Source organism: Pectobacterium carotovorum (assembly GCF_900129615.1).
Taxonomy (GTDB): Bacteria; Pseudomonadota; Gammaproteobacteria; order Enterobacterales; family Enterobacteriaceae; genus Pectobacterium; species Pectobacterium carotovorum.
The window spans coordinates 19,039-44,006 of record NZ_FQWI01000002.1 but is presented as its reverse complement, the minus strand read 5'-3'; the positions used below and the strand labels follow the sequence as shown (position 1 = coordinate 44,006).

20 protein-coding genes are annotated in these 24,968 nt (G+C 54.4%); 7 read left to right on the top strand and 13 right to left on the bottom strand.

What is annotated here, in order from left to right; all coding sequences use genetic code 11:
- Positions 1-19: 19 nt before the first annotated feature.
- Positions 20-1,360 (bottom strand): metalloprotease PmbA, encoded by a 1,341-nt coding sequence (pmbA, locus tag BUB06_RS04435; protein WP_039470332.1) that lies wholly within the window; start codon positions 1,358-1,360, stop codon positions 20-22.
- Positions 1,361-1,655: 295 nt separating this feature from the next.
- On the opposite strand from pmbA, the gene yjgA reads away from it, so the two are divergent.
- Positions 1,656-2,207 carry a ribosome biogenesis factor YjgA gene (yjgA, locus tag BUB06_RS04430; RefSeq protein WP_039470330.1) on the top strand — a complete coding sequence of 184 codons (552 nt, stop codon included), beginning with the start codon at positions 1,656-1,658 and terminating at the stop codon, positions 2,205-2,207.
- Between the two features lie 97 nt (positions 2,208-2,304).
- Here the strand turns inward: yjgA and BUB06_RS04425 are convergent, their stop codons facing one another.
- The 4 genes from BUB06_RS04425 to aaeX form a co-directional block, all read right to left on the bottom strand.
- Entirely contained in the window at positions 2,305-3,759 is a 1,455-nt protein-coding gene (locus BUB06_RS04425) for an NAD-dependent succinate-semialdehyde dehydrogenase (RefSeq protein ID WP_039470329.1), read from the bottom strand.
- 147 nt (positions 3,760-3,906) lie between these two features.
- On the bottom strand, positions 3,907-5,868 hold the full coding sequence (aaeB, locus tag BUB06_RS04420; RefSeq protein WP_413783454.1) for a p-hydroxybenzoic acid efflux pump subunit AaeB: 1,962 nt from the start codon (positions 5,866-5,868) through the stop codon (positions 3,907-3,909).
- A gap of 38 nt (positions 5,869-5,906) precedes the next feature.
- The gene (gene aaeA / locus BUB06_RS04415; RefSeq protein ID WP_010296617.1) at positions 5,907-6,872 is read right to left on the bottom strand and encodes a p-hydroxybenzoic acid efflux pump subunit AaeA; all 966 of its coding nucleotides are present in this window, start codon (positions 6,870-6,872) and stop codon (positions 5,907-5,909) included.
- 7 nt (positions 6,873-6,879) lie between these two features.
- On the bottom strand, positions 6,880-7,083 hold the full coding sequence (gene aaeX / locus BUB06_RS04410) for a p-hydroxybenzoic acid efflux pump operon protein AaeX (RefSeq protein WP_005975424.1): 204 nt from the start codon (positions 7,081-7,083) through the stop codon (positions 6,880-6,882).
- Positions 7,084-7,417: 334 nt separating this feature from the next.
- On the opposite strand from aaeX, the gene aaeR reads away from it, so the two are divergent.
- Positions 7,418-8,359, top strand: coding sequence for an HTH-type transcriptional activator AaeR (gene aaeR / locus BUB06_RS04405; RefSeq protein WP_039470325.1), 942 nt, complete (start codon positions 7,418-7,420; stop codon positions 8,357-8,359).
- 40 nt (positions 8,360-8,399) lie between these two features.
- On the opposite strand, the gene tldD is transcribed toward aaeR, so the two are convergent.
- The 8 genes from tldD to csrD form a co-directional block, all read right to left on the bottom strand.
- The gene (gene tldD / locus BUB06_RS04400) at positions 8,400-9,845 is read right to left on the bottom strand and encodes a metalloprotease TldD (protein ID WP_039470323.1); all 1,446 of its coding nucleotides are present in this window, start codon (positions 9,843-9,845) and stop codon (positions 8,400-8,402) included.
- A 56-nt stretch (positions 9,846-9,901) separates the two neighbouring features.
- Entirely contained in the window at positions 9,902-13,732 is a 3,831-nt protein-coding gene (gene yhdP / locus BUB06_RS04395; RefSeq protein WP_039470321.1) for an AsmA2 domain-containing protein YhdP, read from the bottom strand.
- Between the two features lie 41 nt (positions 13,733-13,773).
- A complete protein-coding gene (gene rng, locus BUB06_RS04390) occupies positions 13,774-15,243 on the bottom strand; it encodes a ribonuclease G (protein ID WP_010300332.1) in 1,470 nt (489 codons plus the stop codon).
- Entirely contained in the window at positions 15,233-15,826 is a 594-nt protein-coding gene (locus BUB06_RS04385; protein WP_039470320.1) for a Maf family protein, read from the bottom strand. Before BUB06_RS04385 ends, rng begins: the two co-directional genes overlap by 11 nt.
- Before the next feature lie 8 nt (positions 15,827-15,834).
- Positions 15,835-16,323 carry a rod shape-determining protein MreD gene (gene mreD / locus BUB06_RS04380; RefSeq protein ID WP_010300327.1) on the bottom strand — a complete coding sequence of 163 codons (489 nt, stop codon included), beginning with the start codon at positions 16,321-16,323 and terminating at the stop codon, positions 15,835-15,837.
- A complete protein-coding gene (gene mreC / locus BUB06_RS04375) occupies positions 16,320-17,303 on the bottom strand; it encodes a rod shape-determining protein MreC (RefSeq protein WP_039470319.1) in 984 nt (327 codons plus the stop codon). The genes mreD and mreC overlap by 4 nt, the downstream gene beginning before the upstream one ends.
- Before the next feature lie 162 nt (positions 17,304-17,465).
- Entirely contained in the window at positions 17,466-18,509 is a 1,044-nt protein-coding gene (gene mreB, locus BUB06_RS04370) for a rod shape-determining protein MreB (protein ID WP_010300322.1), read from the bottom strand.
- 316 nt (positions 18,510-18,825) lie between these two features.
- A complete protein-coding gene (csrD, locus tag BUB06_RS04365; RefSeq protein ID WP_029368238.1) occupies positions 18,826-20,763 on the bottom strand; it encodes an RNase E specificity factor CsrD in 1,938 nt (645 codons plus the stop codon).
- A 177-nt stretch (positions 20,764-20,940) separates the two neighbouring features.
- Between csrD and acuI the strand changes: the two genes are divergently transcribed.
- The 5 genes from acuI to accB all read left to right on the top strand — a co-directional run bounded on the left by acuI (position 20,941) and on the right by accB (position 24,967).
- Complete coding sequence (gene acuI / locus BUB06_RS04360) at positions 20,941-21,918, top strand: acrylyl-CoA reductase (NADPH) (RefSeq protein ID WP_010300317.1); 978 nt, start codon at positions 20,941-20,943, stop codon at positions 21,916-21,918.
- A gap of 170 nt (positions 21,919-22,088) precedes the next feature.
- Positions 22,089-23,090, top strand: coding sequence for a protein-methionine-sulfoxide reductase catalytic subunit MsrP (gene msrP, locus BUB06_RS04355; RefSeq protein ID WP_039470317.1), 1,002 nt, complete (start codon positions 22,089-22,091; stop codon positions 23,088-23,090).
- Positions 23,091-23,168: 78 nt separating this feature from the next.
- Positions 23,169-23,768, top strand: coding sequence for a protein-methionine-sulfoxide reductase heme-binding subunit MsrQ (msrQ, locus tag BUB06_RS04350; RefSeq protein WP_039470315.1), 600 nt, complete (start codon positions 23,169-23,171; stop codon positions 23,766-23,768).
- A gap of 254 nt (positions 23,769-24,022) precedes the next feature.
- Positions 24,023-24,475: a type II 3-dehydroquinate dehydratase gene (gene aroQ, locus BUB06_RS04345; RefSeq protein WP_039470313.1), complete on the top strand. Its 453-nt coding sequence runs from the start codon at positions 24,023-24,025 to the stop codon at positions 24,473-24,475.
- Positions 24,476-24,499: 24 nt separating this feature from the next.
- Positions 24,500-24,967, top strand: coding sequence for an acetyl-CoA carboxylase biotin carboxyl carrier protein (gene accB / locus BUB06_RS04340; RefSeq protein WP_010300308.1), 468 nt, complete (start codon positions 24,500-24,502; stop codon positions 24,965-24,967).
- Position 24,968: the final 1 nt, after the last annotated feature.

Here is a 24,968-nt window from a genome sequence, read left to right as displayed (position 1 = left end):
TTACTCACGAAGAGCAGGTTTATTCCCCTGCGATCTTCATCGATGGCAGCAGAACGGAACCACACTGGATATTGCTTCGGGTTTCGATATCGTTCCCCACCGTCACAATATTACGCAGCATGTCTTTCAGGTTACCCGCGATAGTAATCTCGCTGACCGGATATTGAATTTCACCGTTTTCGACCCAGAAGCCGGATGCTCCACGGGAATAATCCCCCGTCACACCGCTCACACCTTGCCCCATCAGTTCGGTCACCAGCAGGCCTTTGCCCATCTGTTTCAACATACCGTTGAAATCCAAACCCTGTCCGGCAATCCGCCAGTTATGAATGCCTCCCGCATGACCGGTGCTCTGCATGCCCAGCTTACGCGCGGAGTAGCTTGTCATGAGCCAGGTCTGCAACACGCCCGCCTTCACAATTTCACGCGCCTGCGTCCGCACGCCTTCACTGTCGAACGGCGTAGAGGCCAGCCCTCTCAGCAGATGAGGTTGTTCCTCAATCGTCAGCCACTTCGGCAGAATCTGCTGACCCAGCTTATCCAGCAGGAAAGTGGATTTACGATAAACGCTGCCGCCGCTAATGGCGCCAACCAAATGGCCAAACAGGCCCGTCGCCACTTCCGCAGAGAACATCACCGGAGCCTGCATGGTGGGCAGTTTACGCGGTGACAAACGGGATAATGTGCGGCGCGCGCACTCTTCGCCCACCCATTCCGGGCTGAGTAAGTCATCCAGCGCACGGCCAACGGTGTAGGCATAATCTCGCTCCATATCGCCATTCACTTCGGCAATCACACAGCTGGACATAGAGTGACGGCTAGAGCAGTAGCTTTTCAGCAGGCCGTGGCTATTGCCGAACACCTTCACACCGTAGTGGCTGTTAAAACTGCCGCCTTCGGTGTTAGTGATGCGCTTGTCTGCCTGTAACGCCGCCTGCTCTGCGCGAGCGGCTAATTCAATGCCGCGATCCGCATCCAGCTCGGTCGGATGGAACAGATCCAGATCCGGCGCGTCGAACGCCAGAAGCTCCCGATCCGCCGGGCCAGCAAAAGGATCGACAGAGGTATAACGCGCAATATCCAGCGCGGCCTGTACGGTACGGGCTATCGCATCCGGGCTGAGATCGGTAGACGATGCGCTGCCTTTACGCTGTTGGTGATAAACCGTAATGCCCAACGCGCCATCGCTGTTGAATTCAACATTTTCAACCTCACCATAACGGGTACTGACGCTAATGCCCGTCGTTTTTGACACCGCGACTTCTGCCGCATCAGAACCGGCACGCGCCAGTTCCAGCGCCTGAGCAACCGCGAGCTCCAGCGCTTTACGCTGCTCTGCAACCTGAGTAGTTATCGTCATTGTTCTGCCATAATGAGTGGAAGAAAGCTCACCATCATCATCCCCGCAACGAGCACAAAAGGGGCGTATACTCTATATACTTCGCGCAGCCAACACGTAGGTAACGTGAAGTATGAGGAGCATAAAATGGTGTAGCATAATGCTTTCTAGTCTAACAGGATCTACGGACAATTTCGCACAAAGCCCAAACCTGTTAGTATCAGCCTCTTTTTTCTGGTGGGCACGCTGTTCACCATCCCGGAGCCGCTACACGTAGCGTTACGAATTGCTCCTGGACACTTTTTAGGAGCCAACCATGAAGCAAAAATACGAAGACTGGCTGAACGACGCCCCCGATAACCAAGAAGACGACGAAGATGATGAAATTATCTGGGTCAGCAAAAGTGAAATAAAGCGCGATGCCGAAGCGCTGAAAGATCTCGGCGCGGAACTGGTCGATCTGGGCAAAAACGCCCTGGAGAAGATCCCGTTGGACGACGATCTGCGTGCGGCAGTGGAACTGGCGCAGCGGATTAAGAAAGAAGGCCGCCGCCGTCAGCTACAGCTGATTGGTAAAATGCTGCGCGCCCGCGATCCAGAGCCGATCCAAACCGCGCTGGATAAGCTGAACAACCGTCATAATCAGCAGGTGGCGTTATTCCACAAACTGGAACAGCTGCGCGACCGTCTGATTGAAGAGGGTGACGATGTGGTCCCCGATATTCTGGCGCTGTATCCTCACGCTGACCGTCAGCAGTTACGTTCTCTGGTGCGCAATGCGCAGAAAGAGAAAGCGACGAATAAGCCGCCGAAATCTGCCCGCCAGATCTTCCAGTATCTACGCGAACTGGCTGAGACCACAGACTAACGGCGATCGTGGGATGAGGAGTATGTCTCACTCATCCCATGTATTACCGGTAGTTCGTTAAGCTCACGTTCCATTCCGATCGCGACAGCATCCCAGATTACAACCCGCCCAGATGCCAGGTTTTCACTTCCAGAAACTCATCCAGCCCCAGAACAGAGCCTTCGCGGCCTAATCCTGACTCTTTCACGCCGCCGAAGGGGGCTAACTCGGTTGAAACCGCGCATTCGTTAATGCCAATCATGCCGCTCTCCAGCGCTTCTGCTACGCGGAACACACGCTGCAAATTCTGGCTGTAGAAGTAAGCCGCCAGACCAAATGGCGTATTGTTGGCGCGCTGAATCACTTCTTCTTCCGTTTTGAAGCGGAAACAGGGAGCTACCGGGCCAAAGGTTTCTTCCTGCGCCAGCAGCATCGCTTCGTTGGCATCAACAATCACCGTCGGCTCAAAGAAGCTGTGGCCCAGCTTGTACCGTTTACCACCGACAAGCGCCTTGCCTCCCTTTTCTACCGCGTCATTGACGTGCTTTTCCACCTTCTCAACGGCAGCATCGTCAATCAGCGGACCGAGCACGACGCCGTCATCCATACCGTTGCCGACCTTCAACTTCTTCACTTCTTCCGCAAGCAGAGAGACAAACTCATCGTAGACGCCGTCCTGAATATAAAATCGGTTGGCGCTGACGCAGACCTGACCCGCATTGCGGAAGCGATTAGCGATCGCGCCTTTCACCGCAGCCTGAATATCCGCATCATCAAACACGATATAAGGCGCGTTGCCGCCCAGCTCCATCGACACTTTCTTCATCGTATCTGCAGCGTTGCGCACCAGCGTTTTCCCTACTTCTGTCGAACCAGTGAAGGAAATTTTGCGCACTTTATCGCTCGCCATGACGGTATCGCTAATCGCCTGCGTGTCGCCCGCCACACCGTTGAGTACGCCATCCGGCACACCCGCCTGCTGTGCCAGCGCCAACAGCGCAAACGCAGACAGCGGCGTGTTGTTCGCGGGTTTGATGACGCCGGTACATCCCGCGGCCAGGGCTGGCCCCAGCTTACGTGTCAGCATCGCCAGCGGGAAATTCCACGGTGTAATAGCGACAACGACGCCTACGGGTTCACGCGTGGCGTAAATCTTCGATCCGGGTTTCGCAGGCGGAATAATCTCACCGTTAGCCCGTTTTCCCTGCTCAGCAAACCACTGAATGAAATTCGCCGCGTAGACGACTTCACCTTCGGCTTCCTGCACTGGCTTACCCTGCTCAGCGGTCATCAACTCCGCCAGATAGCGTTTATTTTCCAGAATCAGTTCGTACCAGCGATACAGAATTTCAGACCGTTCCTTCGCGGTTTTACGCTTCCAGGCAGGAAAAGCGGCATAGGCTGCATCAATCGCCGCCTGCGTCTCTTTCTTTCCCGCTTTCGCCACGCTGGCAATCGATTCACCCGTCGCCGGATTCACAACCTCGAAGGTCGCGCCGCTCTGCTGCCATTTCCCCGCAGCAAAGTAGCCCGTTTTGAACAGTTCATGACTCTGCAAATTTTGTCCTGACATCGTGTTACCTCCTGAAAAGGGTCATATTCCATGACGTTATGAGGGAAGCTATGGATAATTCAGTATAGAAGGGATGGGCGCGGCCTGAGGCACTCTCGGATTAATCGTTAGTGTTATCGCACCATCTCGCCCACCGAGGTTAGCGGCTTAGCGGCTTAGCGCATGCTGATAATCACGCAGAATCCCGGTTAATCGCCCTACAGGCACCGTCACGCTTGGAGGAAGTTGCTGTTCTGTCAGCATTTGCTGATAACGTTCAAGCTCATCCAACAGCTGCGTGAAATAGCGGCTGCGCGTAGTATCGCGTCGGGCTGAAATCACCTGCTCTGCGGTTGCACGAATCTGACGATGAAAGGCAGACAGCGCCGCGTTTTGCGGAATATTCAGCGTTCTCAAACGTTGGTGCATAATGATCAGCCATAGCGCGAGACGATACTTGGCAATATCGTCAGGGAAGCTGCTCAGCAGCAGGAACAGCTGTTGATACAGCGCGGGCAGGTGGTTTTCCTTGCGACGCGCCGTGTTGGTCGTCAGTGCTGAGACGGCACCATACACAAAGCGGTTCAGCAGCGTTCTCCCCGTGTGTGCTTTGGTGTTATCCCGGATCAGCAGGATCACCATCAGCGCCAGAAAACAGCCGATGATCTGGCCGATCGCGCTGTCCAGGAACTGGCTAATGTTGAACGTCATCGGGTTATCCAGCACCAGGATATTGATCGTACTGGCTAATGCGCCCAGCGAGCCCAACCGACGCTTTTGTACCTCAAGCCCGAGGAAGAAAGCCATCGCCCCCAGACTCAGGCACAGCAGCAGCATGCTTTGCTGCGTTGACGGCATGATAAACATGAACATCAATGCGCCCAGCGGCAGCGCGTAGATCGTCCCAAAAAGAAAATCCTTCGCCATCATCTGTGGATTCGGCAAACGCATGGCAAGCGACGTCACCACCGCAATCATCACCATACACACACTGCCGGAAGTCCAGCCGGTGCTTAGCCAGAACAGGCAGCCCAGCGCCGTCGCCACGCCAGTGCGTAAACCGTTGATCATGGCATGATGGGTTTCAGCCGAAGGCGCTTTAATTTCCACCTCGCTGTTCAGCACGTCAGCTTCTATCGTATTAATGCGCCCGTTGGTCTGTACGCCCTTCGCCAATAGCAGATAGCGCATTGCCGCGCCAACCCAACTGACCAACGTAGGCGGCACATCGCGGCTATCCGCCGCAATCAAGTGGCGTAATGCTTTCACACGGCAATGCACATCGCGGAGCGACTCAACAGGCTGCTCCAACACCAGTTTCAGGCTGCTTTTTACAGGGGTCGGGACATCCTGCAACATCAGATAGTTTTCACACGCCTGTGTGATCATCGTGAGCGATTGCGTATGCAGCGATGTTAAGCGGCGATTGCTGTTCTGCCAGCGTGAAGACTCCAGCATCAGGCTGCTGTGCATGCCGTTCAGCGCGGTCGTTTTACGCACCAGCGCGTGCCATGCCGCGTCTATCGCTTCTTTCTCCGCCCCGCTCATGCTGAGTTGCAGTAGCCGATACTGATCCACCAGCAGTTCACCGATGCTGCGGTCAACATCCTGCTTGATCGAACGTGGCGAAAACAGTAAATCCGCCAAAATGGCACAGACGATGCCCAGCACAATCTCGCTACAGCGTTCCACGGCAAACTGCGGCGTCAGCAACGGCGTTCCCTGCGTCGATACAATAATAATCAGCGCGGTATAACCTGCCAGCCCGAAGATATAGGCGTTTTCGACTTTAACCAGCGAGGAAACCCAGGTGCAGAGCCCTGCCCAAATACAGCACAGCATCAACATCACGACAGGTGCACGAACGGTAGCGATAATGATGACAAGCGCACCGATACAGCCGATAAACGTACCAATAATGCGCAGAATACCACGATGACGGATCGCGCCAGAAAACGGTTCACCACCCGCAGCGAACGCCGGGCCAGCGGCGACAATCGCCGCCGTCAGCACCGACCAGCGCGGCGTTTCCAACTGGAGGTGGAAGCCCAGAAACAGGGATAGCACAATCGCGAAGCTCAGTTTGAAAGCGAAGCGAAGGCGCGCAAACTTTGGCGTCGTAAAGAACATAGAGCCTGTTAGCGACGGAGTTTTCATCATCGCCTCACTTAGCCGAACTCACGCAGGCGATAAAGCAGACGAATGAGCGGCGACGGTTTTTTGTCGTTGTTGACCTGCTCGCCGGTAATCACTACGGTCGCCGTCGTGCCAGCTGGATAGAGATCGCCCATTTGTCGATCGAGACGGATTTTTACCGGCACGCGCTGCGCCAAACGCACCCACTCCAGATTGGAATCCACGTTAGCCAGGCCTTTCGTGTTCGCACTGTTGCTGTTGTTATTGACCCCAGCCGCCACGCTGTCTACCGTGCCGTAAAATATCTTTTCGCTACCCAGCGGGGTGATTTCCGCACGATAGCCACGGCGAACACCTTCAAGCTTGGTCTCTTCCATGTAAGCCAGCAGGTAAAACGAATCCTTTTTCACCAGCGCCACCGCCGTATTGCCGCGTTCGATAAACTCGCCGCTCTGTACATGCAGGTTGGTGACCCAGCCGTCGGCAGGGGCGCGTACCACGGTGCGTTCCAGTTCCAGTTTAGCCAGTGACAGTACCGCCTGCGCTTTAGCAAGCTGGTGCGTGGCGGTTTCTAACGCATTGCTGGACTGGTCGATATTTTCCTGGGACATCGCGCTGACACCCAGCCGCGCCCGACGACCGGACTCCCGGCGTTTTTCCGTCACCAGCGCCTGATAGTAGGCAACATCCGCTTCCGCCTGTGCCACGGCCTGATGGTAGCGCGGCTGGTCGATGACAAACAGCACATCACCTTTGTTTACCAGTTGATTGTCCGTGACGCGAACATCGGTCAATAATCCGCTGACATCTGGCGCGATCGCCACCACATCTGCCGTAAATTTGGCATCACGCGTCCAGGGAGATTCGGTATAGAACGCCCAGACACGGAAGATTGCCACAATCGCACACAGCACAATCACCAGCGTGATGACCACGCGGCTCAGTTTTTTGATCAGCACGGCCTGCTGTCTAAACAAGGGTAAAAAGAACGCTTTCACAGACACCTCACAGACCGTAACGGAACAGTAAATAAAACAGACAGCAGAACAGCGCGCTGTTAAACAGCGCAGGGTGCCAGACGAAGTCATAGATACCCGTCGGTTGCAGCAGGCGGTTCACGACAAAGAACAGGGTCAACGACACCAGCAAGACAAAAAATACGGGGGGAAATGACAGCCCGAACAGCACCATAACCGGGAGTGAACTCATCCTCTTTTCCTTTTTCTAGTCGATAACGGTAGCGAGCAGGTGTGCTACCGGGTGGTAAATTATGTCGTCTGGCGCGGCCTTTCAGCACCGACAACAGAGCCTCATCCCGCAGGCGAGCAGCCAACGGATGGGATAACGTTAAACTGATGAATAGCGATGTCAGCAGGGGCTGACTAACGATGGGAAATCAGCGTATTACTCTAATTGGGTAAATAAACACAATCATTGAATGGCTCTGTTCTGCCCAGAACCACCGGATAGGCTATATTATGGATGCTTATTATCACCTTATCTACATAGTGTGATCTAAATCACTTTTAAGCCAGAGTGAATAATGGAAAGACTAAAGAGTATGTCGGTGTTTGCCCGCGTGGTGGAATTTGGTTCTTTTACCGCCGCCGCTCGCCAGTTGCAGATGAGCGTATCCGCCGTCAGCCAGACCGTCACCAAGCTTGAAGATGAACTACAGATTAAGCTGCTTAATCGCAGTACGCGCAGCATTGGTTTGACGGAAGCGGGGAAAATTTACTACCACGGCTGTCGCCGCATGCTGCATGAAGCGCATGAGGTCCATGAGCAGCTTTATGCTTTCAACAACACGCCGATCGGCACGCTGCGCATCGGTAGTTCTTCCACGATGGCACAGAATGTGTTGTCCACCATGACTGCCGCGATGCTGAAGGAATATCCCGGTCTATCCGTCAATCTGGTCACCGGAATTCCCGCGCCCGACCTGATTGCCGACGGACTGGATATCGTTATCCGCGTCGGTGCGCTACAGGATTCCAGCCTGTTCTCGAAACGCTTAGGCTCGATGCCGATGGTGGTCTGTGCCGCGAAAAGCTATCTGGCACAGCACGGTACGCCGGATAAGCCGGCAGATATGGTGAATTTTTCCTGGCTGGAATACAGCGTGCGGCCCGACAGCGAATTTGAGCTGATCGCCCCCGAAGGCATTTCGACCCGCGTCACACCACAAGGACGCTTTGTCACTAACGACCCACAAACGCTGGTGCGCTGGCTCAAGGCCGGAGCGGGCATCGCGTACGTGCCGCTCATGTGGATCGTGGACGAAATCAATCGCGGCGAAATTGAGATCCTGTTCAACCGCTACCACTCCGACCCGCGTCCGGTCTACGCGCTCTACACCCGCAAAGATAACCTGCCGCTAAAAGTACAGGTCTGCATTAACTACATGACGGAATACTTCAAAAACGTCGCCCTGACATATCAGGGTTATCGGCAGAATCATAGCGAGGAAAAAAAACCGCGCTAATAAAGCGCGGTTCTAAAGGGTTCTCAAACATCAGCACGAATTACGCGGTGCCGCCGACGGTCAGGCTTTCCAGCTTCAGCGTAGGCTGACCCACACCGACAGGCAGGCTTTGCCCTTCTTTACCGCACACGCCGACGCCTTTATCCAACGCCAGATCGTTACCAACCATCGAGATCTGCTGCATCGCTTCAATGCCGGAACCAATCAGCGTTGCGCCTTTGACTGGCGTAGTGATACGGCCTTTTTCGATCAGGTATGCTTCAGATGTCGAGAAGACGAACTTGCCAGAAGTGATATCGACCTGACCGCCGCCAAAGTTTGGCGCATACAGACCGTATTCAACGCTGGAGATAATCTCTTCCGGCGTGGATTTCCCAGCCAGCATGTAGGTGTTCGTCATGCGCGGCATCGGCAGATGCGCATAAGATTCGCGGCGACCGTTGCCCGTTGGCGCAACGCCCATCAGACGAGCATTCATCTTGTCCTGCATATAGCCTTTCAGAATACCGTTTTCGATCAGGACATTGTATTGCCCCGGAACGCCTTCATCGTCCATCGAAACCGAACCGCGACGCCCGGTCAGCGTGCCGTCATCCACCACCGTGCACAGCTCTGACGCAACGAGTTTCCCCATCTGTCCGCTGAACACTGACGTACCGCGACGGTTAAAATCGCCTTCCAGACCGTGTCCTACCGCTTCATGCAGCAACACACCCGGCCAGCCAGCACCCAGCACCACAGGCATTGGCCCCGCAGGTGCAGCCACCGCCGACAGGTTAACCAGCGCCATACGCACGGCTTCTTTTGCCCAGGCATCGACGCGCGCTTCGCCGTCAGCCACTTCCCAGAAATAGTCATAGCCGCCACGCAGGCCGCCACCGCTGGAGCCGCGTTCACGTTTGCCCTCGGCTTCGACCAACACGCTGATCGACAAACGCACTAACGGCCGCACATCCGCCGCCAGCGTACCGTCCGTCGCCGCCACCAGCACCAGCTCATACACGCCGGTCAGGCTGGCTGACACTTCCTGCACGCGCGCATCTGCGGCACGCGCGACCGTGTCAGCACGCTGCAACAGCGCAATTTTGTCCTCACGCGTCAGGCTATCCAGCGGGTTCAACGTTGGATAGAGCGCATGATGCGATACCGCTCCCAACGTGTGCGCCGTGCCTGTACCCTGTTCCCGCACAATACTGCGTGCTGCCTGCGCGCTCTGGTGCAATGCGTTCAGCGTGATCTGATCGGCATAAGCAAACCCGGTCTTTTCACCGTCAATCGCACGGATACCCACGCCCTGATCGATATTGTAAGAACCGTCTTTAATGATGCGATCTTCCAGTACCCAAGACTCATGGTAGCTGGACTGGAAATAGAGATCGGCATAGTCCAGTCGACGCTCATTAAGCGACCCCAGCACAGCGGCGAGATCGTCAAGATTCAATTTGTTGGCGGTGAGTAACTGCTCACTGACAAACGAAAGGCTCATAGTTTTTCACTCTTTATCAGATAATCGGCTGAGTACGCTGCGCTGCCCTAACGGCATTATTCGCCTTTCTTCTTGTTCGGCTCACGCAACACTTCCTGAATCTTTGGCTGATCGAGGCTACCGGAAATCTGGTAGCGAATCAGCGAAATCTTGTTCCATAGCGGTGCCAGCACTTTACTGGCAGCAAACACCGCGGCCCCAACGACCGGGTTGACGGCAAATGCGGTCGCCACCCCCACCGTCGCAGAAATTTCCGGGGCGATAACCGCTTCCATATTGACCTGTCGCTTAGCGAGATCGAGATCGCCTTTTATCGCGATATCGGCCTCCAGCCCGTCGACCAACATATCATCAGTATGCAACACGCCGTCTTTAATCCATGCCGTGTTGCGAATCGAGTCGAAGTAAAATCCACGGCCAAACGTATCACTAAAATCGAACCGCAGCTTACGCATCAGCGCATCAAAGCTCAATAAACGCAGCAATTGACCAGCCTGACCCGCCCCCACTTCAGCAATCTCACCCTTACCGATGCGCGTGTGCAATATTCCGCTCAGGCTGGCAATATCCGGTGCCCAAGGCGTACCGCGCCAGTACAGATCGTAGTCCACATCGAAAGAACCAGCTTTCAGCGGTGAATCAACGCCAAACCAGTTAGCGTTCTGCTCTAGGCTATCACCTGTCAGACGGCCTTTTAACGCCGTCCGCACGCCTTCTGCGTTTTCCTGCCAGGAACCGTTTACCGTCAAACGCGCCTTGCCCGTATCAATGATGCCGTCTGCCAGCGTTAATTTTTCCTTTTCTGGCAGCAGCGTTCCCTGGATACGTCCCATATTCTGCCCGAGAATCCAGCACTGCCGACAGTTAACCGCCAGCGACGGCCAGTCCTCAAAGCTGATGCTCGGGTCGTTTAGCGGCGATTTTTTCTCTGCTAATGCCACTGGGTTGGTCGCTTCATTCCCTTTCCACTGAGGATTGTAGTAGAGATAATTGATGTCGCTGCGCCACATGCCGCGATTGGGTATCTCAACCATGCCGTCAATTTCGCGCCCTTTTGCCTGCACTTCACTGCCAGAAAGCGTATTTTTACGCGTGATTTCCAGATCGTGCCACTGTTGCCCCAGCAACTGTAGCTCAGGCGTCCGCAGTGTCACGGCTTCAGGAAAACGAAGAGAACTATGCGCCTTTTTCCCTTCGGCTGGTGTCGAGGCACGCAGCGCAGGCAGAAGCCCCAGCCAGCTTTCAGCATCCAGCGGCGGGAGATCGAGTACCAAAGCGGAATCTTCTGGCAATGCAGGCGCCGCCGTTGCCCCGTTCTGCCAGCTTGCCCGCGCCAGCGTCACGGTGTCGCCTTTTAGCAGCCATTGGCTATTGAAACGGTTATCTTTGCCCACTCGCCCTTGCATGGCAAAACCATTCAGGTCGCCGCTGGCTTTCACTTCCAGCGGCAGGTTCTCGCCAGCAGGCTTACTGAGTGGGTTAGGTAAGTGACTACTTACTTTATTTAGATCAGCCTGTACATCAACATCATAGGTCGTTTTACCAGAATGCGGCAGGTTGACAGCCACCGTACTCTTCCAGCCTGCTGTGCCGGACAGGGCTTTGCTTGCCGATGCCGGTAAACCGGGCAAGAGCGCAGGCTGCCAGTCGCCCTGCAAGCCAACATTCACCAGAAAAGCCTTCGCCTGCTCTTCCGTCGTGAAATTGACCGCCATCGGCTGATTCAGCCAGTTCGCCTGAAGGGTTTCACTGCGTAAGTTACCGTTTTCATAGCGGAACTTACCGGTGAGATTCTTAATCGTGGTATCCAGCGGCTTGATGTAGAGACTGTTATTGTTCAGCGTAATGTCGCCACTGGCGCGGACATCGTCACCGGCAAGCGGAATATCCAGATGCAGCGTCCCTTTCACCGGCCCGCCAATTTTCAGCTCGTCCAGCGCCGTGCCCAACGAGGATTTCAGCGGCGTCTGATGAAAATAGTTCCCCACCTCTGGCCCCGGACCGTCCAGTTCGCCATCGACGAGCAGCATCTCTTTTTCATAATCGGGAATAACCGCGCTAATGTTTTTGCCTTCCACCTTACCCAGCCAGGTTTGTGGCGCAAACATCCACAGGCCGTTGTTAGCAAAGTCCAGATTGATATCCAGCGGCGTCAGCGCAGGCCAGCCCGGCTGAAATTCGAAGGTGGCATCTTTAACCGGTACCCAGACTTCAAACTGGCCCTCGTTGTGCGTATACGGGAAATGCTGCGGATTACCAGCAAAGATCAGCGTCGCGTTATCAACACGGCCGCCTTTCAGCGCACCGCTCAGGTAGTCCACCAGCTCGGTGCCCATAAACAGTTCGGGATAATAGCGCCAGGCATCCGCCGCATCGGTCAGCCGAATGCCCGCCAAAATATCCAGCTTCGGTTCCTGTTTGGCGGGCTGTTCATAGCGGAAATCGCCGTTAGCCCATAGCGATTTCGCCTGCACATCCAGCCCATGACTCCAGAGCGACAGGCCTTGCGCATCATTACGCCAGTCAATCGTGCCGCTGGCCTGCTTGATTTCCAGCGGCGCGCGGAACATATCAACATAGGGCAGCGTGCTCTGTTTTAATTCGACGCTGACCTGACCACGCTCGGCGCTACCGCGCGCAGAGCCGGAGAAATGATCGACCCCCGGCAGTAATTTCCACTGTTTCCAGCTCACATCCTGCCAGTTGGCCTGAAAGCGGCTTCGCTCCGGCTGTTGCAGAGGAATATCGACGGCAACGGTATTCAAGGTGCCTGTCGGTTGCAGTTCATCCCAGCGCGCTTTCAATTCTGGCGTCGTGCCGGACAGCAGTGGAAGCAGCGTGCTTACCCGCTCCAATGCCAGGTTGCTGGCTCGAACACGCAGCTCTTCCTGCCGATCGGGCCCTAACATATGTTCATTTTTGGGCAGCCAGAGGGCGGAAAGCCGACCTTTCGGCCAGGCGACGCCATCCGTTGCCAGATTCAATGTAGGCACATCCACCTGCCAGCCATTTTCCTGACGGCTGATATGTAGCGCCATATCATCCACATTCAGGCGATGCGCATCACTTCCTTCACCCCAGTTCGCCGTACCCTGATTAAGGAGCACATCGCCACTGTGGATGTCACCATCACGGACGTTGAGCCACGCCGCCAAACTAAAATCTGCACTTTCCAGCCCGGTATTGTTTTTCATCCAGCGGCTGAGCCAGGGCTTCATATCGATATTGTCAGCCTGCAGGTAGAACGTACCGTTGCTGAGTAGCCCCTGATCGTCATGCAAGTCCATACGCATCTGCACGACACCGTGCTGACCGTTAAAACTCGACAGGCTGATCAAGCCTTCCGCTCGGTGGCGCTTCTCGGAATTCAGCCAGGTCAGTTGCGGAATGCTCAGCTCCGCGCGGGAACCGGAAGGGGTAAGAAAGGTAACGTGGCTATCACGCAGGTCAAAGTGGTCAAACTGGCGCAGGAAAAGATCGCTGACCTTCCCTGACTCCATCAGTTTGCTATCCTGCTGCTGCCCGGTAAATTGGCTATTAATATCCAGTTTTAACTGGTGAAACGTGAGATCGCGAAACTGCCAGCGCCCGTGCAACAGCGACTGCCACACATCCAACGCCAGCGTAATACGGTCAACCTGCCAGTCCGATTCCGGCAGGGACGTGCGAAGCTTTTCAATTTCTAGCGTGGGGCCAAAGGACTCCCAGCGCCCTGTCATCGAGCCGATCTCTAACGGAACACCGGCAGCAGACTGCGCCCAGGCCACCAGCTGTGGCCGGAAGTGATCGAGCTGTGGCAGCACCAGTCTTAAGCCGCTGACTAACAGCGCTACCATCACGACAAGAGTGGCACCCGTGATGATAAGTATTCCGGGCAGTCGCCTCACTAATTTCTCCTTCTTTCGTCGCCGACGACGAGCGCACGAATTTACATCATTACGACGTCAAACTGCTCCTGGCTATACAGGGGTTCGATTTGTACTTTGACCTGTTTGCCGACGAAAATCTCAACCTCAGCTAACGCGTGCGACTCTTCACTTCTCAGCGCTTCCCCGACTGCCGGTGAGGCATAGACCAGGAAACGATCGGTGTCATAAGCGTGGTGGACACGCACGATTTCACGCATAATTTCATAGCAGACGCTTTCTACTGTCTTCACGGTGCCACGGCCATGACACGTCGGGCATTCATGACACAGCACGTGTTCGATACTCTCACGCGTGCGTTTGCGCGTCATCTCCACTAATCCTAGTTGAGAGAAGCCGCTAATACTGGTTTTGACCCGATCTTTACTGAGCGCCTGCTCCAGAGAATGCAGCACCCGCCGACGGTGATCTTCATTATTCATATCGATGAAGTCGATAATGATGATGCCGCCGAGGTTACGCAGACGCAGCTGTCGTGCAATCGCCTGCGTCGCTTCCGTATTGGTGTTGAAAATGGTTTCATCCAGATTGCGGTGGCCGACGAATGCCCCCGTGTTGATATCGACGGTGGTCATCGCTTCGGTCTGATCGATGATCAAATAGCCGCCAGACTTCAGTTCAACCTTTCTGTCCAGCGAACGCTGAATCTCATTTTCCACGTCAAACAGGTCAAAAATCGGCTGTTTGCCCGCATAGTGTTCAAGTTTGCGGGTCATCTCCGGGATGTATTCGGCGGTAAATTCCAGCAGCGCTTCATACGTCAGTCGGGAGTCAATCCGAATGCGATCCAGCGCGGCACCAGCAAAATCACGTAAAATTCGCTGGGCGAGTGCCACTTCACCGTAGAGCTTACATTTGGTCTGGTTGCGCTTTTTGCGCTCCATCACCTTGCCCCACAGACGCTTCAGGAACGCCGCATCCTGCGAGAGCTCTTCTTCACCGACGCCTTCCGCAGCGGTACGAATGATGAAACCACCATCATCATCACAATACTCGGCGACCGTTTTCTTTAAGCGCTCGCGTTCCGCTTCGCTCTCAATCCGCTGTGACACGCCGACGTGCGATGCGCCCGGCATAAACACCAGATAGCGCGACGGCAGCGTGATATCCGTCGTCAGACGTGCGCCTTTGGTTCCCAGCGGATCTTTGACCACCTGCACCATGAGATCCTGCCCCTGACGCACCAGTTCGGCGATATCACGGACGTGAAAATTCTTTTGTTCGTCACCGGCAACGCATTCGGTATGCGGCATAATATCGGACGCGTGCAGGAATGCCGCTTTATCCAGACCGATATCCACAAACGCCGCCTGCATTCCCGGCAGGACGCGGCTCACGCGGCCCTTATAGATGTTGCCGACAATACCGCGCTTCGCATCACGCTCAATATGAATTTCTTGCAGAATACCGCCGTCGATATAGGCAACGCGCGTTTCTGACGGTGTAACGTTTACCAGTAACTCAGCAGTCATGTTTTCCTCTTGCACTCCGCAACGCAGCAAAATTACTGAATAGCTCATGGGTTTCTACCAGCGGCAGCCCAACCACCGCGTAATAGCTCCCGTTAAGCGACCGGACAAAGCATCCACCTTTGCCCTGAATACCGTAAGCCCCGGCTTTATCCATCGGTTCGCCGCTGGCGATATACCGCTCGATATCCTGCTGCGAGAGCGGACGGAAGACGACATCGGTTATCACCAGACAGCTCAAGACATCGTCTTTATCTGCCAACGCGACGGCCGTCATCACCTGATGTGATTTCCCGGACAGTTGACTCAGCATCTCTGCCGCATGGGCTTCATCCTGCGGTTTTTCTAATACCTGACCGTTCAGTACCACAATGGTATCGGCACCCAGAACCGGCAAATCGGACGGGGCAGCCGCGACACCGGCGGCCGCTTTCTCATGCGCCAGACGTCGGACATAAACTTCCGCCGCTTCTTCTGGTAACCGCTGTTCTTCCACCGCGACATTCAGTACAGAAAAAGTAATATCGAGCTGCGTAAGCAGTTCGCGACGGCGGGGAGAAGCGGAGGCCAGATAAAGCTGAGTCATGAATCACCTTATTGCACAGTAAACTGACGACGAATTTTACGCATCAGCAGGAACAGCCACGGCCAGAGTACGCCATCAACGACGCTATTCCAGAATGTTTCCGGTCGGAAAGAGACATTAATAACTAAAAATTCTGCCCAGAATACCGTGAGATCCATCAGCAGCGACAACAACATGACGATTAACGCCTGCTGCCATAACGCCATATTTCGGAATAGCTGGAATTTAAAGGCGACCAAATAAGCAACAATGCTCAGCGCCAGCGCCCGTACTCCCAGTGTAGACCCAAGAATCAGGTCCATAATCAGACCTAATATAAATCCGGTGCCGACATTCACTCGATGTGGCAATGCCATCACCCAGTAAATGAGGAACAGCGTCAGCCAGGAGGGGCGAAACATGTAGATTTCATCCGGCCACGGCATAATCTGCAAAACCATGGCGATCAGAAAAGAAAGCCAGATAATCCAGTTGCCATGCCTGCGATAACGGTTCATTGGCGGCCTCTCTGCGGCTCGGCGGTGGGCGTAGCGGTATCAGGAGGAAGCGGCGGTCCCATGTCGTCAGGCGACGGTAAAACCTGCGGCATCATCTGCATCAGGCGCTCATTGGCAACCCGATGCACTTCTGCTGGCGGCAGCGCCGTATTGGAGTTGTTTTCCACGCCCCACAGTAATAGCAGATAGCGCAGGCGCTGTAGCCCCGCTGTCGGACGTGCCTGAATAATCGTATAGGCTCGCTGCGTATCGGCCTTGACCGATGACACAACACCAACGGGATACCCTTCTGGGAAACGACCGCCCAGACCCGATGTGACCAGCACATCACCCACTCGGATGTCGGTATTGTTAGGCAGGTGTTCCAGTTGCAGATCGTCGGCGCAGCCATTACCGGCAGCAATCACACGGATATCATTGCGTAGCACCTGAATCGGCAACGCGTGGGAAACATCACAAATCAACAAAACCCGACTGGTAAACTGACCAACCGCCACAACCTGACCCACCACGCCTTTATCGCTGATGACCGGTTGCCCTTCATACACGCCGTTCGCCTGACCTTTATCAATCACCACCTGATCGCTGTAAGGGTCGGTTCCGGCGGACATCACCTGCGTCACCATTTTCTGCTCATCCTGACGCAGCGGCGAGCCGAGCAGTTCACGTAACCGCGCATTTTCCTGCTTGAACTGGCCTAGCAGCAACAGGTCACTGTTTTTCATCAACAGTTCCTGACGCAGCGCGGTATTTTCAAGGCTTAATTGCTCACGGGTTGCCAGTGAGGCAGACATATTGTCCAAAACCTGACGGGGTCCATTCGCCAGAAAGTAGAATGGGCTGACAGTGGTATCCATGTACGTTCTGATTTTGACGAACGAACCGAGCCGACTGTCCGCAACGATCACGACAATCGCGGTAACGACAGCAAGAAAAAGTCGTAATTGCAGGGAAGGCCCCCTGCTAAAAAGCGGCTTCATAAAATTTGCGTATTCCTCGACAGCAACCTCAAATCGCACCTGGCGATTTTTAACGTCACAAAGCGGCGCCCCGTAAGGCTACAGGCAAATAAAAAAGGGGTAACCACGAGAGATGAAAAACGCAAGCGTTCATCCATCAGGTCCCCCCTTTTCCAGACAGGATTACTCCTCGCTGAACAAATCGCCACCGTGCATGTCGATCATTTCCAGCGCCTTGCCGCCGCCGCGGGCAACACAGGTCAGTGGATCTTCAGCCACCACAACCGGAATACCGGTTTCTTCCATCAGCAAACGATCCAGGTTACGCAGCAGCGCGCCGCCGCCGGTTAACACCATACCGCGCTCGGAAATATCGGAAGCCAACTCTGGTGGACACTGTTCCAACGCCGCCATGACCGCGCTGACGATGCCCGTCAACGGTTCTTGCAGCGCTTCCAGAATTTCGTTGGAGTTCAGCGTGAATCCACGCGGTACACCTTCAGCAAGGTTACGGCCGCGCACTTCAATCTCCAGCACTTCGTCGCCCGGATAAGCAGAGCCGATTTCATGCTTGATACGTTCTGCCGTCGCTTCACCGATCAGTGAACCATAGTTACGGCGAACGTAGTTGATGATCGCTTCATCAAAGCGGTCACCACCAATACGTACAGAAGAGGAGTACACCACGCCGTTTAGCGAGATCACCGCGACTTCCGTGGTACCACCACCGATATCCACAACCATGGAACCGGTCGCTTCGGATACTGGCATGCCAGCACCAATCGCAGCCGCCATCGGCTCTTCAATCAGGAACACTTCACGGGCACCGGCACCCAATGCGGATTCGCGAATGGCACGACGCTCAACCTGCGTTGCGCCTACCGGAACACACACCAGCACGCGCGGGCTCGGACGCATAAAGCTGTCGCTATGCACTTGCTTGATGAAGTGCTGCAACATTTTTTCTGTGACCTGGAAATCGGCAATCACACCGTCTTTCATCGGGCGAATCGCCACGATATTTCCAGGGGTTCTGCCTAGCATCTGCTTAGCGTCATGGCCGACTGCTGCCACACTCTTTTGAGAACCAGCACGATCCTGACGAATCGCAACCACAGAGGGTTCATTCAGTATGATGCCCTGCCCTTTAACATAAATCAGGGTATTGGCGGTACCCAGGTCGATGGACAAGTCGTTGGAAAACATGCCACGAAATTTCTTAAACATAACTAAAGGATAATCCTGCAAGCTGGGGGCGAAAAATAAATCCGCCTACTTTACCAACCACACGAAGCAGCGACAAGGCACGAAAAGGGTCTGCTTCGGTGAAAATAAGTCTGCGTTGCGCACGTCGGCGTCAGGGAGAAAGGCACAACATGCTTTCTCCTCAGGCGGCAAGGCATCTTACCACTGTCCACCCGACAGAATTGCGCTAACACAGGACATAAAATCTAACATTTAATCGGATTGCCGCTAACGTAAGCACACACTAACCGATTTAACAACCGCCTCATTCTACGTCAATTTGAACGGGACGTTTATATTAAACACGATGCCGCGGTGAATATTTTTTCAGCTCATCCGTTACAGAGACTGATGCGGCAAAAAAATCACCTTGCCCACCATAAACTCCCTTGCCCAACAGCATCCGCCACTCCTCTTTGGTCCGCACGCCAGCGGCAAATACCCGCGTTTGCGTGCCTTTACAGGCCTCGGTCAAGCTTTGTACAAACAGCTGATTTTCCGGGCGGCGCTCAAGACTGCGGACCAAACCAGGATGAAGCTTGATGATCTCCACGGGGAGTGACTTGATGTACGTCGTACTGACCAGCGTCAAACCCGCCTGCGTGACCGCCAGGCGACAGCCTAATCCCAGGATCAAATTGAGAACCGGGCGCAGGCGGCCGATATATTGACAGACATCTGCCTCTGCAAGTTCAAATAAAATGCACTGACGCTGCGTTTTCGGACATTGCAGTAAGACTTCTTTCAGCCAGCGCAGGAAAGGTTTCTGCAAAAGTGAGTCCACACTTACCGGTAAAGCCAGTGTTTCTCCGGGCCAACTCGCTGACAAATCAATAATTCGCGCCACAAGCTGCCGATCATAGCTGGCCGCCAGCCCCAGCTGTTGAACCAGCGGCATATACTCCGCCGCGAGCAGTTCCTGTTCTCCGTCGTAAATACGGCTCATCATTTCACGATGATGTACCACGCCCTCTTTGGTGACCGCAGGTTTCTGATACAACCGCGGACCGCCGCGCGCCAGCGTCTGCTCCAGCAAGGTCCGCCATTTCACGCTGCCGCGCCCTTTGTCTGGCACCTGCCTGTCAAATACACACCAGCTGTTACCGCCCTGCAACACCGCATTGCGCGTCGCGTCCTCCACACTCTCCATCACGTGCTCAGCGCTTTGCCCGCCGCGATAGGCGCAAATACCAATGTGGAGAACGTCCTCGCGATCGATCAACGGACAGGCGGGGAGAATATCGATGGATTTCACCAGTTGCGTGGCTATCGCAGTGGCTTCCTTTAGCGTGCGGTGGGGGAGTAATACGGTGAAATCGCTGCTGAAATAACGCGCCAGCAGCGCAGAGGGATAGCGCATGACAAACGTCGACAGCAGGTTGATCAGCGTGAAACGGTATTCCTGAAGCGCACTGGTATCGCCGTGCGTTTCTTGCAAGGTTTCAAAATCAGGTACGCGAATCATCATGACAACGCCGTGCGTCCCCACCTCTTCGCCATCTTCCAGCTGTGTGGTCAGTTGATTATCAAAAAACAGACGATTACTCAGCCCGGTTTCAGCATCCTGCGCGGCGAAAGCGCGGATTAAGGTATCAACCCGCCCGCGTTCCTCACGCGCTTCCACTAAATCAGACAGCAGTTGATCGAGCGCCCCGCTGGTCTTAACTGGCCATTCACGCACCGACCCCTGCATAACCGATTCTCGCTCGCCCTTGAGAATACGCTGTGCGCGTTTTTCCAACTCTTCCTGTCCGGCAGCCTGCCGACGCAGCCAGCGAATGGAGAAGTACAGCATCAGGAGCATCAGGCCCGCAGCCAGCAGCACTGATAGCGTCGACACCACGAAACGCGGTAAACCAATCAGCGGGTCGACATATTTTAAGGCGATCGACATGTTCAAATGATGCATCAGTGGAAATTCGACCTCATGATAGAGGTGCGTGCGTTCCCAGCCGGCCTCGGGCAGCTGTATTGAATAGAGGGTTGAATCGTTATCCTGAATATCCAACGCCACAATGCCTGCCGTTTTCATCATTCCCGGCAGCCAATATTGAATATTTTCGGGCGATTGCACTAATAGCGCCTGATCGATACTGGCCGTGACCTCGCGTAGCTGTTGCTCGGTTCGCAACTGGCTATAATAACAGAGACTAAATATGCTACTGAAAAGCATAAGAAAAATGGCGAGAACCGTCAGCAATACTATGAGTATCGAGAACCTGGTCGTAAATCCCATCCCTGCGTCCTATTCCAAATAATTGTTATTTCTGCGAGTTTGTTGTTTTTTATCAGTTCGCATAGGCCAGCTACATAGTACTTTTTTAACAAACAGTACCTTTTAACAAATAGTACCTGTAATAACTATAGTCGTTAATGACTTCCCCATATTTAATCCTGCTACAGGAGATAGCCCATGCAGGCTTTAGTTCTTGAACAGTCAGACGGACTGACCCACGCTCAGATTCGCGAGATTGACGCAGAGCAGCTTCCCGCCGGGGATGTAACTGTTGATATCAGTTGGTCCGGTATTAATTATAAAGATGCGCTTGCCATTACCGGCAAAGGCAAAATTATTCGTAACTTCCCGATGGTTCCAGGGATCGATTTTGTCGGAACCGTGCGTCACAGTGACAGCGATCGGTTTGCCGTCGGTCAGCCAGTCATCCTGACGGGGTGGGGCGTGGGTGAAAACCACTGGGGCGGCCTGGCACAACAGGCGCGAGTGAAGAGCGATTGGCTGGTCCCTCTGCCCGCGTCGCTGGATGCGCGTAAAGCTATGATTCTTGGCACCGCAGGCTTTACTGCGATGCTGTGCGTGATGGCGCTGGAAGACGGCGGCATCACTCCGGAAAGCGGCGACATCATTGTGACGGGTGCCAGCGGCGGCGTCGGCAGCACGGCAGTCGCCCTGCTTGCAGAGCTAGGCTATCAGGTGACCGCCGTCAGCGGCCGTGCCGACAACACTGATTACCTGAAAAAATTGGGTGCCAAACAGGTGCTGGATCGCAGCGAATTCAGCGGCAGCCCTCGCCCGCTAGAGAAACAACGTTGGGCTGGCGCGGTGGATACCGTCGGCGACAACGTGCTGGCGACGCTGCTGGCGCAGATGGATTACAACGCGACGGTTGCCGCATGCGGTCTGGCTGGTGGTGTTGCCCTGCCGACAACTGTGATGCCATTTATTTTACGTAATGTTCGCCTGCAAGGCGTGGATTCCGTGATGGCACCGCTGGCGCGCCGTCAGCAAGCGTGGGAGCGTCTGGCTGCCATCCTGCCTGAGTCGTTCTATCAGCAGGTCACGCAGGAAATCGGGTTGGAAGACGTCCCTGCCGTTGCTGCTGCCCTGCTGGAAAACAAAGTCACCGGCCGTACGCTGGTGAAAATCAGCTAACGTCTTTTGTTGATGCACTCAGCCACCTTCGGGTGGCTGTTACACCCTGCAAAAAAGTATTTCATCTCTCCTGTCGCAGTTTCTACCGCAAGTCATCTATAACTAAGTGAACGGTAAGCATTAAAAACGCCACTTTGCGTCAACAATAATAATGACTGGCGGGAGTTCACATGCACAAACATCGCAAATTCACGGAAGCCGACGTTACCCCGGAATCCCTCTTCTATCAGCGTCGACGCGTATTAAAAGCGCTGGGTATTTCCGCTGCGGCGCTCTCACTGCCGTTTTCTGCACAGGCTGACCTGCTGGCCTGGTTTAAAGGCGGCGATAAACCCAAAGCTCCACTGGGTAAACCGCTCACGTTTAGCCAACCCGCCGACTGGAAACTCGACCTGCCACTCACGCCGGAAGATAAAGTTACGGGCTATAACAACTTCTATGAATTCGGGTTGGACAAAGCCGATCCGGCGGCCAATGCGGGCGGGTTAAAAACCGAAGGCTGGACTGTCAAGATAGACGGCGACGTCGCCAAGCCTCTCACGCTGGATATCGACGATTTGCTAAAACGCTTTCCGCTGGAAGAACGGATCTACCGTTTCCGCTGCGTCGAGGCGTGGTCGATGGTGATTCCGTGGGTCGGCTTTGAGCTGGGCAAGCTGATTAAATTCGCCGAGCCCACCAGCAACGCCCGCTACGTGGCGTTTCAGACGCTTTACGACCCGGAGCAAATGCCGGGGCAAAAAGATCGTTTCATGGGCGGCGGGCTGGATTATCCCTATGTAGAAGGGCTACGGATGGATGAAGCAATGAATCCTCTGGCACTGCTGGCCGTCGGCGTCTACGGCAAGACGTTGCCGCCGCAGAACGGTGCGCCCATCCGGTTAGTCACACCGTGGAAATACGGCTTCAAGAACATCAAATCCATAGTACATATCCGGCTCACTCGTGAGAAGCCGCCCTGCACGTGGAATCTGGCGGCGCCAGACGAGTATGGCTTCTATGCCAACGTTAACCCGCATGTGGATCACCCACGCTGGTCGCAGGCGACAGAGCGCGTCATTGGCTCAGGCGGCCTGCTTAACGTTGAACGTCAACCCACGCTGTTGTTCAACGGCTATGCCGATCAGGTCGCCTCGCTGTATCGCGGCCTGAATCTGCGCGACAACTTTTAGTTAACAACACAAAACATCTAGCTAATAACACAAAACTTCTCGCTACAGCATCCTGTCAGGATAGGGATCCACATCAGCATGAGACTGACGTTACAACACATTAACGGGCTAAAAGTGCTACTCCATCTGGCTGGTTTTCTGCCGCTGCTGTGGCTGATATTGTCAGTTGACCAAGGGTGGTTCAGCGCTGACCCCGCCAAAGATATCCAGCATTTTACCGGCCGAATGGCGCTGAAATTGCTGCTGGCGACGCTGTTGGTCACGCCACTGGCGCGCTACGGTAAACAGCCGCTGCTGATTCGCTGCCGACGCCTCCTCGGGCTGTGGTGCTTTTTCTGGGCGACGTTACATCTGGTGAGCTATGCGCTGCTGGAGCTGGGTCTGGATCATCTGGCCCTGCTGGGAAAAGAACTGATATCCCGGCCGTATCTAACGTTGGGAATCATAAGCTGGCTGATTTTGCTGGCGCTGGCGGTGACCTCACCACAGATAATGATGCGCAAGTTGGGATCGCAATGGCAAAAACTGCATAATTTCGTCTATTTAGTCGCCATCCTTGCGCCTATCCACTATCTTTGGTCAGTTAAAACGCTCTCCCCGCAGCCTATTTTGTATGCGCTCGCGGCGCTGATATTGCTGCTGTTGCGTTATAAGAAATTTCGCCAATGGTGGCGCTAAACGCCGCAGCAACACAGGAAAAGCCGGTTACGGACCGCAGTGAAATTCACGCCTTCTCACGGTCTGGTGCAGGAATATCTCCGCAGATAAGACCAGTATTTAGCTGCGAATTGCCACGATATGGTTATAATGCACGACTTTAATTTCTCGGGCCGGACAATTTGCGTCACGAAAGGTGACAAACGAATAGCTTCGCGCTATTTTGTGCGACACGGTTTTGGCAATCTTGGTCAATCGCGGGAGATAGCAGCACAATGGCAGAAAAGTTTCACATTTTGCTCTTGAACGGTCCAAACCTGAATCTGCTAGGAACCCGGGAGCCCGACAAATACGGTAACACGACGTTAGCAGACATTGTCAGCGAGCTGGAAACCCAGGCGCAGGCATTGAACGTGAAGTTTTCCCATCGGCAATCCAATGCGGAACATGTCCTGATCGATACTATCCATCAGGCCAGAGGAAACACAGACTTCATTCTGATTAACCCGGCGGCATTTACCCACACCAGCGTTGCGCTGCGTGATGCCCTGCTGGCAGTCGCGATTCCGTTTATCGAAATTCATCTGTCCAACGTGCACGCACGTGAGCCTTTTCGTCATCATTCCTACCTTTCTGATGTTGCGGTAGGCGTGATATGTGGCCTGGGGGCAGATGGTTATCAGTATGCTTTACAGACGGCGGTAAAACGCCTGTCAACTTCCAATTAAACAAAAGAGTACGGAACCACATCCATGGATATTCGTAAAATCAAAAAACTGATCGAACTGGTTGAAGAGTCCGGCATCGCCGAACTGGAAATTTCTGAAGGTGAAGAATCAGTACGTATCAGTCGTGCCCCAGCAGCGGTTAACTACCCGATGATGCAACAGGCCTACGCTACGCCAATGATGCAGCCACAGCCTGCTCTGGCCGCCGCCGTTGCACCAGCGCCAGTGGAAACTCCTGCCGCACCGGCTGCCATCAGTGGACACATCGTTCGTTCTCCAATGGTTGGAACCTTCTATCGCACCCCAAGCCCGGATGCTAAAGCTTTCGTGGAAGTGGGTCAGCGCGTCAACGTTGGCGATACCCTGTGCATCGTCGAAGCCATGAAAATGATGAACCAGATCGAAGCCGACAAAGCGGGCGTGGTTAAAGCCATTCTGCTCGAAAGCGGTCAGCCGGTCGAATTTGACGAGCCACTGATTGTCATCGAATAAC